The organism is Mesorhizobium sp. B2-4-1, assembly GCF_006442185.1.
Taxonomy (GTDB): domain Bacteria; phylum Pseudomonadota; class Alphaproteobacteria; order Rhizobiales; family Rhizobiaceae; genus Mesorhizobium.
The window spans coordinates 575312-590143 of sequence record NZ_VFVN01000003.1; the positions used below are offsets into that span (position 1 = coordinate 575312).

12 protein-coding genes and 1 tRNA gene are annotated in these 14832 nt (G+C 61.9%); 7 read left to right on the plus strand and 6 right to left on the minus strand.

Features of this window, described 5'->3' with window-relative positions:
- Positions 1 to 9: 9 nt before the first annotated feature.
- The 6 genes from FJ949_RS11350 to phaC all read right to left on the minus strand — a co-directional run bounded on the left by FJ949_RS11350 (position 10) and on the right by phaC (position 7950).
- Positions 10 to 1152 (minus strand): hypothetical protein, encoded by a 1143-nt coding sequence (locus FJ949_RS11350; RefSeq protein ID WP_140495814.1) that lies wholly within the window; start codon positions 1150 to 1152, stop codon positions 10 to 12.
- 167 nt (positions 1153 to 1319) lie between these two features.
- Positions 1320 to 1394, minus strand: a tRNA-Glu gene (locus FJ949_RS11355).
- Entirely contained in the window at positions 1380 to 1634 is a 255-nt protein-coding gene (locus FJ949_RS11360; protein WP_181172101.1) for a hypothetical protein, read from the minus strand. Before FJ949_RS11360 ends, FJ949_RS11355 begins: the two co-directional genes overlap by 15 nt.
- Positions 1624 to 4356, minus strand: coding sequence for an SUMF1/EgtB/PvdO family nonheme iron enzyme (locus tag FJ949_RS11365; RefSeq protein ID WP_140495816.1), 2733 nt, complete (start codon positions 4354 to 4356; stop codon positions 1624 to 1626). Before FJ949_RS11365 ends, FJ949_RS11360 begins: the two co-directional genes overlap by 11 nt.
- Before the next feature lie 294 nt (positions 4357 to 4650).
- Positions 4651 to 5898 carry a YcbK family protein gene (locus FJ949_RS11370; RefSeq protein WP_140495817.1) on the minus strand — a complete coding sequence of 416 codons (1248 nt, stop codon included), beginning with the start codon at positions 5896 to 5898 and terminating at the stop codon, positions 4651 to 4653.
- A gap of 216 nt (positions 5899 to 6114) precedes the next feature.
- The gene (phaC, locus tag FJ949_RS11375) at positions 6115 to 7950 is read right to left on the minus strand and encodes a class I poly(R)-hydroxyalkanoic acid synthase (RefSeq protein ID WP_140495818.1); all 1836 of its coding nucleotides are present in this window, start codon (positions 7948 to 7950) and stop codon (positions 6115 to 6117) included.
- A gap of 98 nt (positions 7951 to 8048) precedes the next feature.
- Here phaC and FJ949_RS11380 point away from each other — a divergent pair, with 98 nt between their 5' ends.
- From FJ949_RS11380 to recJ, 7 genes are all read left to right on the plus strand, one after another.
- Positions 8049 to 8441, plus strand: coding sequence for a hypothetical protein (locus FJ949_RS11380; RefSeq protein ID WP_140495819.1), 393 nt, complete (start codon positions 8049 to 8051; stop codon positions 8439 to 8441).
- Between the two features lie 74 nt (positions 8442 to 8515).
- Entirely contained in the window at positions 8516 to 9733 is a 1218-nt protein-coding gene (locus tag FJ949_RS11385; protein ID WP_140495820.1) for an LL-diaminopimelate aminotransferase, read from the plus strand.
- A 48-nt stretch (positions 9734 to 9781) separates the two neighbouring features.
- Positions 9782 to 11095, plus strand: coding sequence for a homoserine dehydrogenase (locus tag FJ949_RS11390; RefSeq protein WP_140495821.1), 1314 nt, complete (start codon positions 9782 to 9784; stop codon positions 11093 to 11095).
- Positions 11096 to 11223: 128 nt separating this feature from the next.
- Positions 11224 to 11580: a hypothetical protein gene (locus FJ949_RS11395; RefSeq protein ID WP_140495822.1), complete on the plus strand. Its 357-nt coding sequence runs from the start codon at positions 11224 to 11226 to the stop codon at positions 11578 to 11580.
- A 66-nt stretch (positions 11581 to 11646) separates the two neighbouring features.
- Positions 11647 to 11814 (plus strand): Thivi_2564 family membrane protein, encoded by a 168-nt coding sequence (locus FJ949_RS11400; RefSeq protein ID WP_140495823.1) that lies wholly within the window; start codon positions 11647 to 11649, stop codon positions 11812 to 11814.
- A 179-nt stretch (positions 11815 to 11993) separates the two neighbouring features.
- Positions 11994 to 12977 carry a class II fructose-bisphosphatase gene (glpX, locus tag FJ949_RS11405; RefSeq protein ID WP_140495884.1) on the plus strand — a complete coding sequence of 328 codons (984 nt, stop codon included), beginning with the start codon at positions 11994 to 11996 and terminating at the stop codon, positions 12975 to 12977.
- A gap of 60 nt (positions 12978 to 13037) precedes the next feature.
- Positions 13038 to 14822 carry a single-stranded-DNA-specific exonuclease RecJ gene (gene recJ / locus FJ949_RS11410; RefSeq protein ID WP_140495824.1) on the plus strand — a complete coding sequence of 595 codons (1785 nt, stop codon included), beginning with the start codon at positions 13038 to 13040 and terminating at the stop codon, positions 14820 to 14822.
- Positions 14823 to 14832: the final 10 nt, after the last annotated feature.

Sequence of the window (14832 nt, forward strand, 5' to 3'; positions counted from 1 at the left end):
ATGCCACCGCTAGCGGAACAGATATTTTGAAACTTCGGGGTTGCCGCGTCGCCACATGACGTTGTCAAGGAAGTAGTGGTGCACGTTGATGAAGATCAGCACTATGAAGAAGAACGGCGACGAACCCAGGACTTCCTTGTCGTAAGGGATCAAGGCAGTCAGTGCCGCCGGGATCAGCCAGAAACCGAGACCGCCGAGGACCCCGCCGGCGACGACGAACCCCAGGACTCGCGTCCTGTAGATCGGACCAAGAACGGACAGGATTCTGGAGTCCGGAACCTTTTGTGCATCGGGACCGTCACGCTCGACATTGCTTTGATAGCGCCAGACCACGGCCAGGTACTGCAGCGAATGGAGAGCCGGCACCACGAGCAGCCACAGCGGGTTTATTCTCACGACCAGGATCCAAAGATATAGGGACGCGATATAGGCGACGACGCCGTTATACGGCAGGCTGCCGCCATTTTTACTCCAGCGATTGATCAGCATCACGACGGTGGCGGCCGTGGAAGCGGCCGCGGCCGACAGCGCAATCGTGTTGAGCCACGCAGGCGTAGCAAACGTATAATATTCCAAGCCGTAATATTTTGCTTGGCTGACCGCCGTGTTCGTCTGAAGCCATGCGAACAGCCATACGGCATAGCTGTTGACCAGCAAGATTTTCTTGTCCGGATTGGTGAAGAACCTGCGCTTCAACACGGCGTCCACCATCAACATGCCGTAGCCTTGCTTGACGTAGTGCCAGCCCACGAAAAAGAACATCGCGTTGGCTGCGTTTCCGAGCAGCCGGGCGTTCGCCGTTATCGAGCCGTAAGCAAAAAACCCGACCATGAGCAGGGGAACGACAATGCCGGCGAAAATGTAGCGGATCTGGAGGCCGCTGTCGTATCCCTCGCCGCGCACCTTGCTTCCAAAATTGCGATAGAAGAGTTGGTAAGAGTGGGCGAAATGCGGATAGTTTATCAAGTAGGCCAGGAAAAACATCGCCGCCGCAACAAGGCTGTCGTATTTGGTAGGCACGAAGTACAGGGCCGGCAAAATCAGGAATGCGCTGCCGCCAAGCATGAGGAAGTCGGCCAGCGGGCCAAAGAGATATCTTTGTGGCGGCGTCGCCGCAGGAGCTCGAGCATCCGCCGAAAGGTGAACTGCCATATTAGCATCCCCCTGGGAAAGCCGATTTAACCATCGAGCCTTGCCCTCGACAAGGTCGAGGCGGCGGAATGGTCAACACGTAAAATGACGTTTCGGAAGGGGGTGTTACCCTGTCCGGCGCAATAGCTCTTGACGCCGAAAGGAGCGGAGGGGACATCGAGTGAAGCTGGTACGCCCAAGGGGAATCGAACCCCTGTTACCGCCGTGAAAGGGCGGTGTCCTGACCGCTAGACGATGGGCGCGCTCAGATGAAAGCGGCTTATACTGGCGTTGTGCGCAACCGGCAACCCGTCAGGTGCCGGCTTGGACAACTTTTTTCCTGCCTGCCGAAGCGAGTGATTCACGCAGCGCCAGCGGCAATTTTTCTGGCGGCCGTCACCAGCCGCTGCGTGGATTTCCGGGCACTTTTCAGACGATTGCTGGAAGCGGCCCGATGCAAATGCATGTCGCTCAACAGTGACATCGGTTTGTTCACCAGACATCGTGTTTCGTAAAGCGCTTGTATTTGCCGCCATTCACCGGGGATCCGTTTCTGGTTATGTATACCGTCTCCGCGCGATCATAGACGAAGAGCTTCTTGCCCTTCGGGGAATAGGCAACCGTCTGTTTGACCAAAGGTCCATCTCGTTCAACAACGAACTTGATAACGAAACGTCCGTTCGCATTCAGGTGCGACACCGCCAGTCGGCCCTCGGCATCGTACGCGTTCTCCCAGACAAGCTGGTCTCCGCTTTTGAGTTTCGCCTCTTCGTGTGCCAGATGGCCGTGGTCGTATTTTCCGAAATTTGTCACCGTGTCGCACGTGTCGACAATGCATGTAGACCTGCGGGACAGGGTATTCCCGAACTCGTCATATTCGTACTTCGTTGTCTCGAATTTCAGGTCACCGTCATACTTGTCGTGCACCGGATAAAGGCCCGTTTTCGGATCGTAGTGATAGTCATACCAAAACCTCGGATAGTACCAGTATGCTCGGGCAAGGGCTCCGCTGTCATCGAACCATTCACGTGCATGCCATAGTGATGCGCCGCTTTTCACCTCCGTAATGTTCAGATCGACGAAGTCATCGCGATAGCTGAAGAGGCCGACCTTTTCGGCTACGCCATCTGCATTCAGGACCTCGATTCTAGCGGGCTGCATCTTTGCATTGCGCGCAATCACGCTGGTATCGAGCACATTTCCGTCCGGACCTTTCGCGACTTGCCGCGCCACATGGTTCGACTGACCGTCGTATTCCACGGCCGTCAGACCGGTCTTCTTGCCGAACTCGTAGCGGGTAAAGATCGAGGGCCTCCCAGCCGCATCGCATTCCACGTCGTACCAGGAGGCAGCGTCACCCTTTGCCTCGAGCATTTGTCGATCCACCTTCGGGCCGAGCAGAGGATCGTACAGGAACGTGACCAATTGCACGAAGACATATGAGCCGCCGCAATTCTCTGTGGTCGAAGGTGCGGTGTCCGTCCCTATCTGGCCGCCGGTGACGCGCGACGTCGCCGCATGTTGGGCCTTTCGCCAAATCCAGCCCTGGTTTTCATAGTGGATCACGACGTCGCAGCTGTCGCTGGACATGAATTTGGCGTTCGGAGGGGGACCACAATGCGGGTCGCCCGCATAGATTGTCGCTGAAATCGAACTCAGCTTTTTGTCCTCGCCGATGTCGAAGGTGTCGTCGTACAGATGCTCGTGGAAGATTTCCCTCCAACCGCCGTTCCCTTCGACCATGACCACCACATCGCACCCGCGATTGCTGCAATTCGCGCCCGGGTAATGGCCGGAGCATAAGGTTTCATTCTCGATGAGAAGGGCTGGCGTGCCGTCGACAAGCGAAATCGGTCGGACGCCCGACATCTTGTTGGCAGGGATGCCGCTCGCGTCATAGTCCTTGCAGCTGTTGCGGATATCCTCGACGTAGGTTTTGACCGCGGCGGGGAGGTGGTCATATTGCGGACCACTGTCTGTTGTGGTCGGTGATGCAGCGGCCGCAACCTTCACTTCTGCCAGTTTTTCGGGCGCAGCAGCTCGCGCGGTCTTGTCCCAGCTCTTATCGTCGAGCGACAAGGCCACACGGAAACCCATGACGTTGAAGCGTTCATCGGATCCTTCATCCCGGTTCCACATGCCGTCATCGGTATCGTCGGTGTATCCGAACAGCAACCGCTCTGAGCCACGCATGGAGAACTGCGTCAACTCATAGTCGCCGCTGCGCGCCGCGAAGAGAACGCAGTCCGGCTCCGTCCAAGGCGAACCATCAGCGGGCGCCCCTTGGTAGCTCTTGTGAAAGCAGTCCTCGACGGCTTCCTGGGCGTTACCGCCCATGTCGTAAAGACCCCATGAGTTGGGCTTGTAGGAACCGACCTCGGCGGTCCAGTCAGGATGTATTTTCTCCGAACAGGAGGCAGCCATGCCTGCCTGATAGCCGGACTTGCGGTCTGCGAAGTTCGCGTAATCGCATGTCTGCTTGAAGTCATCGCCCCAATAATTGAACGAATCCGTTCCCGCCCGATAAGCGTATTCCCACTCCGCTTCTGTCGGCAGCCGGTAGTGTTTGTTCGCCATCATGGAGAGCCAGTCGAGATAGTCTTTCATGTCGTTGCGGGAAACGCATACGGCCGGTTGCCGTCCTGTCACAGGTAATCCCGGCTGCGCGTAGGAGCCGTCGCTGATATAGATGGCGTATGGCGCGGATTCAGTCTTGTCGCCGCCGGGGACGGGTGTGCCGCTATATTTGAATTTGTTCGGGCCGCTTTCGATCGTACGTATACCGCACTTGCCGCCGACCCCAGCACCGGTTTCCTTCACATAGGCGTCAAACTCATCAACGGTGATCTCGAAGCGACCGATGGCGAACGGATAGCCGATCGTTACCTCATGTTGAGGCGTCGCCCATTGCACATATCTGAGCCGCTTCATCTCCTTCTGGCTTGCGCCCATCATGAAGCTGCCCGGAGGCAGCGGGACCATTTCAGGGCAATGTTCGCAATCGCGAAATGGCGTTCCGGCCCGGGCGTCCGATGAAGCGGCAGCAGCCTGGGCGTCGAGCTCATAGCAGTTATCGACAGGCGCGAGGCCGCTCTGAACGGCCGTGTCCTTGTCTGGAAATCCGATTTCCGTGCAGCGTTGCTGAGCGAAGGATGGCGATATCGAACCCATGTCCGCCACCAACGCAAGCACAAGCACAGCAATCGCCGCGACGACCTTGTGCATTCCAATCCCCGAGCATGATTAACAAATCCTGAGTGGAAAGCTCCCCCTCAAGGATATCACTGTCAACCTGAAGAAAAGAGGTAAGCGGGGACGTGCGAAACCCGGCTTCTTGCTGCTGGGATCAAAAACTACCGCGCCATAATTAAGCCAAGTCTCAAGAAGGAGATGACTAAGCCTTAAGAACAGATTGAATGTGCCCGTGCCAAACCCAGAACTCACCTCGCTCTTTGCGAAGGAGAGCAATCGCGGAGGTTTGGACCACGGTATTAGCGCGTCCAGCCGAACCGGCCCTGGTCAGCCTTCGCCACCGCTGCGCCGGCGGCAGCGCCAGTTCCAGTCGCGCTCGGGGCCGACGTCGACGTGGACCGATTCGGTGTGGCAGTAGGTGCCGACGCCGCCGCGGCCGGGCATCGTCCTGACGTAGCTCGCCAGCTCCCATTTCGAGACGCCCGGCACCTGGATGTCGGCGGCGGCGCAATACATGTGCAGCGAATTCTTGGCGCCGTTGGCACGGCGGTTGCGGGCGGGGTCGCGATAGCCGGAGGTGACGACCATCTTGCGGCCGTAGTGGCCTTCGATCGTCTTGAGCACGCGCACCAGCGAGGGCTTGAGGCACGCCACGTCGACACTCTCGTTCTGCTTCAAGAGCCCGTTGGGCGCCAGGCGCGCCATGCCGGCGGCGGAAGCTACCTGGTAGAGGCCGCCCGAACCTTCATCCTCGTTGAGGTCGACGTCGCTTTCGTCGTCGAGGCCGGATTTGCGCTTGATCTCGAACAGCGCCGTCTGGCGGACGCCCGGCAGGGCATCGCTGCCGGTGATGTGACCTGAGTCGTCGCCGAGCGAAGCCAGCTGCACCGGTTTCGCCGTGGAATCGGCCGAGGCCAGTGTAATGATCGGCTTTGCCGCCGCCGGGGCGGGCTTGGCCTGCACAGCCGGCTGTTCGCCTGCGCGCGTGTTGACCAGTGGAGCGGGCTTCGCCGAAGCCGGCGTGGCGCCAAACATCGAGGCCAGGAAACCCCTTTTCTTCGGCGCCTCCGCTTGCTGCGCCTCGCCAGCGGTCACATAGACCGGATTGTTCATCGCCGGTGTGGCGGCCTGCTTCGGCGCCGTCACGGCCGCGTCGGCGGCGGCGATCTTCTGCGCCGCCGCATCGGTCTGCTGCGCCGTCTGCGGCTGCTGCTCCAGCGATTGCGGCGTGTTTCCGGCAATCGTTTCAGCTTCAGCCGGCGCGGTGAGCGGGAAGGCCGCCTGCGGCTTGGTAATCGGCACGTAGGCGACCGTCTCGGGCAGCGCTGTGTCGCCTTCCGCCATCACGGTGGTCTGCGTGGTCGCCGTCTGCGACGACGAATCGCCGGCCACGATCGGCTTGTTTGTCGAGGCTGCATTGATGTCCGACGCGGAGGCATTGTAGCCGGGCATGCCAACCGACATTGTGGGGTCGCCGGCCGAGGTGCAGGAGGCCAGGAGCACGGAGCAGAGCGCCGCCGCAATGGTGCGGCGTTCTCCCTTCGCGAGGCTCCACCCTGCTGATTTCAAAGTCAAATTCCCCCTCGATGTCCGATCGGTATATCCTTGGCGCGGCGTCCGAACGGCTGCGTCGACGTGCCCCTTGTCTCCGATCCGGAAACGAGACCTGTGTCAAATCAGCAAGCCTGGAAGTATTTTTGCGGCAATTGCCGAATTTAGGCGGCAAGATGGTTGACGACACCATTTCGCCCGCTTTTACGGGTCCGTCAACTCACCAGACATTACAGTCGGTTACACACGCACCTTGACATAGGTGCCGGGGGCATCACCAAAAGTTTTCATATGCTTGCCTGCTTTGCGGGCGGGCACGCGATTGTTGTCCTTGGCCTCTATCCAGCTCTGCCAGTGCGGCCACCAGGAGCCAGGATGGTCGGTGGCCCTTGCGATCCACTCGCCGAAGTCGCCCTCCGGCTTGCCGCCGGTCCAGTACTGGTACTTGCCCGATGCGGGCGGGTTGACGACGCCGGCGATATGACCGGAGCCCGCCATCACGTATTCGACCTCGCCACCGAAATATTTCGAGCCGAGGAAGACGGACAGCGCGGGAGCGATGTGGTCTTCCCTGGAGGCGAGGTTGTAGATGGGGATCTTGATATCGGCGAGCGAAACGGTGCGTCCGGCAAGTTCCATCCTGCCGCGCGAGAGGTTGTTCTCGAGATAGCAGTTGCGCAAATAGAAGGAGTGGTTGGCCGCCGCCATGCGTGTCGAATCGGCATTCCAGTAAAGCAGGTCGAAGGGCAGGGGATCCTTGCCGCGCATGTAGTTGTTGACGACATAGGGCCAGATCAGGTCGCCCGAGCGCAGCATGTTGAAGGCGGTCGCCATCTTGGTGCCGTCGAGATAGCCCTTTTCGTTCATCGCCTTTTCCACCGCCGCGACCTGTTCCTCGTCGACGAACACCTTGAGGTCGCCGGCATAGGTGAAATCGACCTGGGTGGTGAAGAAGGTCGCCGATTTGATGCGATCGTCACCTTCCTGCGCCAGCAGGGCAAGTGCCGCCGCCAGCAACGTGCCGCCGACGCAGTAGCCGATAGCGTTGACCTCTTTCTCGCCTGTGGCCTTCTCGATAGTGTCGAGGCCGTATTGCAGCCCCTCTCTTGTATAAGCTTCCCAGTTCTTCATGCCGTGGCGTTCATCAGGGTTGATCCAGGAGATGACGAACACGGTGTGGCCCTGTTCGATCGCCCAGCGGATGAAGGATTTCTGCGGGTTGAGGTCGAGTATGTAGAACTTGTTGATCCAGGGCGGGCAGATCAGCAGCGGCCGTTTCAGCACCGTCTCGGTGGCGGGATCGTATTGAATGATCTCGGCGACGTCGCTGCGGCCGACCACCTTGCCGGGGGTGGTGGCGATGTTGCGGCCGATCTCGAAGGGCGAGTAGTCGGCCTGACGCAGCTTCAGGTCGCCCTTGCCGGCCGCGATGTCCTCGGCCAGCATCTTCATGCCGCGCACAAGATTTTCGCCGTTCGAGGCGATGGTTTCGCGAAACAGTTCCGGATTGGTCAGGATGAAATTCGACGGCGAGATGGCGTTGGACACCTGCTTGACGTAGAAGCTCGCCTTGTGGCGGGTGTGGTCATCCAGGCCTTCGGCGTGCTCGACAAGATCAGCCGCCCAGCGCGAGGTGACGAGATAGGCCTGTTTCAAGAAATCGAAGAAGGCGTTGCGGCCCCATTCCGGATCCTGGAAACGCTTGTCGCCGCGCTCCGGCTTGACCGCGTCCTCGGTTCGCTCGGCATCGGCGCTGACGCGCTGGATGGCGTTCGCCCAAACCGTCATATAGCCGGCGAACAGCCGCGTCTGCGCTTCGAGCGCGCGTTGTGGGTCGGCAAGCCAGTATTCGCTGAGCTTGGAGAAGGTCTTCACCATGTCGACGACCGGTTCGGCGACATGGTCGCGCACTTCGCCCTTCTCGCGCGGCTCGGCCCAGGCGGAAGCCGCCTTGCCGGCCTGCTCGATCATGCGCGCCATGTTCAGGGCGAAGCGTTCCGGGTCCTTCACCAGATATTGCTCGACCGTCGAAGGTCCGCCATCTTCCGCTTTGCCCGAATCGGGTGTTTTGGACATGGTGCGCGGGGTTCCTCCCGAAGCGTTTTCTTGACATATTACCATGGGACATCCGACTGGGTCCAACCTCGCTCTACCCCGGCTGCCAAGGAAACAATATGACGATTAACATTGGCGAGACTGTTTTTTTCGGCGCCGGTCGTTTTTGCCGCATCGGTGCGGCAATTGCCCTGCTGTGCCTTGGGGCCTGCTCGAGCACCAATACCAGCGGCCCGGTGCCCATCGCCACATCAGCGGGACCGAAGGATACCGGCACCTTTCCGAACCTGAACATCCCGCCGAAAGTAGCGGCCAAACAGTTCACCGATGCCGAGAGGAATGCCAGGCTCGCGGAATTGAAGGGGGACGAAAGCGCGCAGGCAGCCAATGGCGGCGCCCCCAACGTCACCAATCAGGCGGCGCTGACGGACCTGGCCAGCAAGCATGGCGCGCAGACGCTGAAGCAGATCGAAGGCAAATGCGACCCCACCCTCGACCCTACCTGCAAATAAGTATATAGCGCGCGCCCAAGGCACTTGCCGACACGGTGCGCCTTGCCAAACGCCAAGTGATGTCTGGAACTGCCATGGAAGAGTTTCACAAGGTCCGCCGGCTTCCGCCCTATGTCTTCGAGCAGGTCAACCGGCTCAAGGCCAGCGCCCGCTCGCGCGGCGCCGACATCATCGACCTCGGCATGGGCAATCCGGACCTGCCGACGCCCAAGGCAATCGTCGACAAGTTGTGCGAAGTGGTGCGCGATCCGCGCACCCATCGCTATTCCTCCTCGCGCGGCATTCCGGGCCTGCGCCGCGCCCAGGCCGCTTACTATCAGCGCCGCTTCGGCGTGAAGCTTGATCCCGATACGCAAGTGGTGGCAACGCTGGGTTCGAAAGAGGGCTTCGCCAACATGGCGCAGGCGATCACCGCCCCTGGCGACGTGATCCTGTGCCCGAATCCAACCTACCCGATCCATGCTTTCGGCTTCATCATGTCGGGCGGCGTCATCCGGTCGCTGCAGGTGGAACCCGATGACGGTTTCATCCCGGCGGTCGAGCGCGGCATCCGCCATTCGATTCCGAAGCCGCTGGCGCTGATCCTCAACTACCCGTCGAACCCGACGGCGCTGGTCGCCTCGCTCGATTTTTACAAGGACGTGGTGGCGTTCGCGAAGAAGAACGACATCATCATCCTGTCGGACCTTGCCTATTCGGAGATCTATTTCGACGGCAATCCGCCGCCTTCGGTGCTGCAGGTGCCGGGCGCGATCGACGTTTGCGTCGAGTTCACCTCCATGTCGAAGACCTTCTCCATGCCCGGCTGGCGCATGGGCTTTGCGGTCGGCAACGAGCGGCTTATCTCGGCGCTGACCCGGGTGAAATCCTATCTCGATTACGGTGCGTTCACCCCGATCCAGGTGGCGGCCGCGCACGCGCTCAACGGCGACGGCGCCGACATCGCCGAAGTGCGCGACATCTACCACAAGCGGCGCGACGTGATGGTCGATGCTTTCGGCCGCGCGGGCTGGACCATTCCGGCTCCGGCTGCGTCCATGTTCGCCTGGGCTCCGATTCCGGAGCCGTTCCGCCATCTCGGCTCGCTCGAATTCTCCAAGCTGCTCATCGAACATGCCGACGTTGCGGTGGCGCCAGGCGTCGGCTTCGGCGAACATGGCGATGATTTCGTGCGTGTCGCGCTGGTCGAGAACGAGCACCGGATCCGGCAGGCGGCGCGCAACATCAAGCGCTTCCTGGCGACCAGCGCCAAGCAACCCAACAATGTCGTGCCGCTTTCCGCCCATCGGTAAGCTTTCCGCACACAATTTCGTTTGATCTTTCGGGGGACATCGCCGGCCATGGCTGAAGCTCTGCGTGTTGGAATTGCCGGCCTCGGCACGGTCGGCGCGTCAGTGGCGCGCGTGCTGCGCGACAAGGCGGCGGAACTGACACGGCAGTGTGGGCGCGACATCGTCGTGTCGGCGGTTTCGGCGCGTGATCCCAAGCGCGACCGCGGGGTCGATCTCAATGCCGCGAAATGGTTCGACGATCCTGTCAAGATGGCGCAGGCCGCCGAGATCGACGTTTTCGTCGAGCTGATCGGCGGCGACGAGGGGCCAGCGTTTGCGGCTGTGAAGACGGCGCTCGAGGCCGGCCGTCATGTCGTTACGGCGAACAAGGCGCTGCTGGCCAAACATGGTGTCGCACTGGCCGAGATCGCCGAGAAGAAGGGCGTGCTGCTCAACTACGAGGCCGCGGTGGCGGGCGGCATTCCCGTTATCAAGACCATGCGAGAGGCGATGGCCGGCAACTCGGTCACCCGCGTCTTCGGTATTCTCAACGGCACCTGCAACTATATCCTGACCCGTATGGAGGCCGAAGGGATCTCGTTCGATGCCTGCCTCAAGGACGCGCAGCGGCTGGGCTATGCCGAGGCCGACCCGACCTTCGACATCGAGGGCCATGACACCGCGCACAAGCTGTCGATCCTGACCAGCCTGGCCTTCGGCACCAAGATCGCCGCCAACGACATCTACATGGAAGGCATCTCCAACATCACCCAGGCCGATATCCGTGCGGCCGGCGATCTCGGCTACCGGATCAAGCTGCTTGGCGTTGCCCAGCGCACCGACAGCGGCATCGAGCAGCGCGTGCATCCAACCATGGTGCCGACAGCCTCGGTGATCGCGCAGGTCCACGGCGTCATCAATGCGGTGGCGATCGAGACCGACATCCTCGGCGAACTGCTGCTCTCCGGCCCCGGCGCCGGCGGCAATGCCACCGCCTCGGCCGTCATCGGCGACATCGCCGATATCGCAAAGAGCCGTCCCGGCTTCCAGCACGGCCCGGTCTTCGGCAGGCCGGCGAGGGAATTGAAGCCTTACAAGAAGGCGCAGATGCGCAGCCATGCCGGCGGCTATTTCATCCGGCTGACCGTGCATGACCGCATTGGCGTGTTCGCGGCCATCGCCAAGCGCATGGCCGATAACGATATCTCGCTGGAATCGATCGTCCAGCACGCGATCAGCGGCGAAGTGGCGGCGCAAAAGACGGTGATCCTCGTCACCCACGAGACCACCGAAGCCGCGGTGCGCAAGGCCGTGGACGGTATCACCAAGGATGGTCACCTGACCGACAAGCCGCAGGTCATCCGGATCGAACGGGCAGGATAGATATTTCCTTCCGTCGCGCACCACTGGATTGCTGCGACGATACTGTTGCGGCCGATGCCGCTGCCTGGCTCGCCGGAACCAATCCCGGCCAGCGCCGTTCTCACGAGGTGCAAACCGAGGGAATGCCAATGGCCGAAACATCGAAATCCGACACCCCCCAGATCGACGACATCCAAAAGACGCTCGAAAAGCAGATCGCCGACCTGCGCAAGGAGATCACCAGGATCAACAAGAGCCTTTCGGAGCGAGGTGCGGAACTGGTTGACGAGGCCTCGGCTCAGGCATCCGACGTCTACGACAGCGCGGCGAGCCGTGCGTCGCGAACGGCTCAGCAGTTGCGCAGCCACGCCCAGGCGGTCTCGGAGGTCGCGCGTGAAAACCCGGGCACGACGACGGCAGTGGTCGGCGTCATCGGGCTGCTGGGTTTTCTGGCCGGCCTCGCCGTTGGCCAGTCGATGAATGACAGCCAGCGCCGCTGGTATTGATCCGGTAACGACCGAGCCGGTTTTTGCCGGCTTACCTGTCCGTCGAGCAATTTCCAGGGGAGCACTATGGCTTCTTCCGTCCTGATCGGCATCCTGATCACGTTCCTGGTGATCATTCTGGTGCTTTACCTCATTCAGCGATTGCCGCTGGACGCCAGGATGCGGCAGATCGCGCAGATCATCGTCATCATCATCGGCATCGTTTCGCTATTGAAATATCTGGCCGTGTTTTAGATCTCGATACCTACTTGGAAAGCGGCCCAAGTTCGCCGGAATCGTGCTATCCATAGTTTAATCGATTGATATTGCAGGCTTTTCGAGAAAACCTTCGAGAGGTCTTGCCGTTGTCATGCTCGTTTGACACAAGAGGCGCGCCTCCGGCGGGAGGTGGCATGCGAACGAGGATCGACCTGATGAACGTGGCCCACAACATTATCGCCGGACTTGACCGGATACTCACCATGGAACTGGTGCGCGTCACCGAACGCGCCGCCGTCGCGGCCGCCAGGCTGCGCGGACGCGGTGACGAAAAGGCCGCCGACCAGGTCGCGGTGGACGCCATGCGCCAGGAGCTCAATCGCCTCGCCATCAAGGGCACGGTGGTGATCGGCGAAGGCGAGCGGGACGAGGCGCCGATGCTCTATATCGGAGAGGAGGTCGGCACCGGCAAAGGCCCGGCGGTCGACATTGCGCTCGACCCGCTGGAAGGCACCACGATCTGCGCCAAGAACCTGCCCAACGCGCTGGCCGTCATCGCCATCGCCGAGAAGGGCAGCCTGCTGTTCGCGCCCGACGTCTACATGGACAAGATCGCCATCGGCCCGGGCTATGCCGAGGGCGTCATCGACATCGATGCCTCGCCGGCCGAAAACATAGCCAGCCTGGCAAAGGCCAAGGGCGTCGCGGTGTCCGACGTTACCGCTTGCATCCTCGACCGTCCGCGCCATGGCAAGCTGATCGACGCCGTGCGCGCCACCGGGGCGGCAATCCGGCTGATCGGCGATGGCGACGTCGCCGGTGTCATCCACACCACCGATCCCGAGGAAACCGGCATCGACATCTATCTCGGCATTGGCGGCGCGCCGGAGGGCGTGCTGGCCGCGGCGGCGCTGCGCTGCACGGGTGGCCAGATGCAGGGCCGCTTGATCCTCGATACGCCCGAAAAGGTCGCCCGCGCCGGCAAGATGGGTATTGCCGACCCGAAGCGGGTCTACCGGGCCGAGGACATGGCGCGCGGCGATGTGTTGTTCGCGGCCACCGGCGTCACCGACGGCAACATGCTGGCAGGGGTCAAGTTCGGCCGCAACTACATCACAACGCACACGATCGTGCTGCGCTCGTCGTCGCGCACCGTGCGCGAGATCAAGGCCCGGCATCAGGACCTGGAAAAGTTTTGATGCATTCCTGACTGGCCGTCGCATATTGTGGGCAATGATCATCCGCAAACGTCGCCTCGCATGACGGGCGAGAGACGCCTTTTTCTCGATGTCCGACAGTCGGCCACCGGTGTTTCCTGGGAACATCGGCTGACCGAGCGGCAGGACATGGTCGCGCTTGCCATCGCACAGGGGCACGGCGTGCCCGATATCGTCGCGCGCGTGCTTGCCGGACGTGGCGTGACGGCGGAACAGGCGGAGCGCTTTCTCGACCCGACGATCCGCGACCTGCTGCCGGACCCGGCTTCGCTGACCGACATGGACAAGGCGGCCATTCGAATAGCCGCCGCGGTGATGGCCCGGGAGAAGGTGGCGATCTTCGGCGACTACGATGTCGATGGCGCCGCCTCGTCGGCCTTGCTCAAACGCTTCCTCGCGCATTTCTCGATATCGTCGGAAATCTACATTCCCGATCGTATCTTCGAGGGTTACGGTCCCAATCCCGAAGCCATGCGCGAGCTCATCTCGCGCGGCGCGACGCTGATCGTCACCGTCGATTGCGGCACCAACAGCGCGGCTTCCATCGACGCGGCCAATGCCGCCGGTGCCGATGTCGTGGTGCTCGACCATCATCAGGTCGGCGGCGCCTTGCCGGCGGCACACGCGGTGGTCAACCCCAACCGCGACGACGACCTTTCCGGGCAGGGCCATCTCTGCGCCGCCGGAGTGGTTTTTCTCGCGCTGGTGCAGACGGCCAAGGTCCTGCGCGGCCGGCTGGCCGACGCCACGCCGCCGGACCTGCTCTCGCTGCTCGATCTCGTGGCGCTGGCCACGGTCTGCGATGTGGTGCCGCTCACCGGCGTCAACCGTGCCTTCGTCGTCAAGGGCTTGCAAGTGGCGCGCCAGCAGAAGAACGAGGGAATGTCTGCGCTGGCGCGGGTCTCGCGCGTCGGCGAGCCGCTCAGCACCTTCCATCTGGCCTACCTGATCGGACCGCGCATAAACGCCGGCGGGCGCATCGGCGACGCCGCCCTCGGCAGCCGGCTGCTTGCGACCGACGATCCGGTCGAGGCCCGCACCATCGCCGAGACGCTCGATCGGCTCAACCAGGAGCGGCAGCTGATGGAACACGAGATGCTGGCCGCGGCGCGTGCCGAGGCCGATGCCGAGCTTGCCGGCGGCAGCGGGCCGGCCATCGTCGTTACCGCTAGCACCAACTGGCATCCCGGCATCGTCGGCCTGCTTGCCTCCAGGCTCAAGGACCATGCCCGACGGCCGGCCTTCGCCATCGCCTTCAACGCCACCGGCACCGGCACCGGTTCAGGTCGCTCGGTGTCGGGCTTCGATCTCGGCCGGCTGGTGCGCGAAGCCGCAGATGCCGGGCTGATCGTCAAGGGCGGCGGCCATGGCATGGCAGCCGGCATTACCGTCGAGCGCACGCGGCTCGGCGAGCTCAGGGCATTTTTCGAGGAGCGCGCAGCAGCCGACGTGTTCCGATTGCAAGACGAGGAAAGCCTGGCGATCGACGGCGCGCTTGCCGCCGAGGGTGCGACGCTGGCCTTGCTGGATGCGCTGGAAAAGGCCGGCCCGTTCGGTGCAGGGCATGTCGCGCCTGTTTTCGCGCTGCCTCGCCATCGGCTGGCCGACGCCCGGCTGGTCGGCACCAACCACATCCGCGCCGACCTCCAGTCGGGCAGTGGCGGTCGCATCCAGGCGATCGCCTTTCGTGCCGTCGACACGGTGCTCGGCGACTTCCTGTTCAAGAACCGTGGTAAGACGATCCACGTCGCCGGCTCATTGTCGGGCAATTACTGGAACGGCAATCGCAGCGTGCAGTTCCGCATCGTCGACGCGGCACGCGCCTGATGCGTCTTTG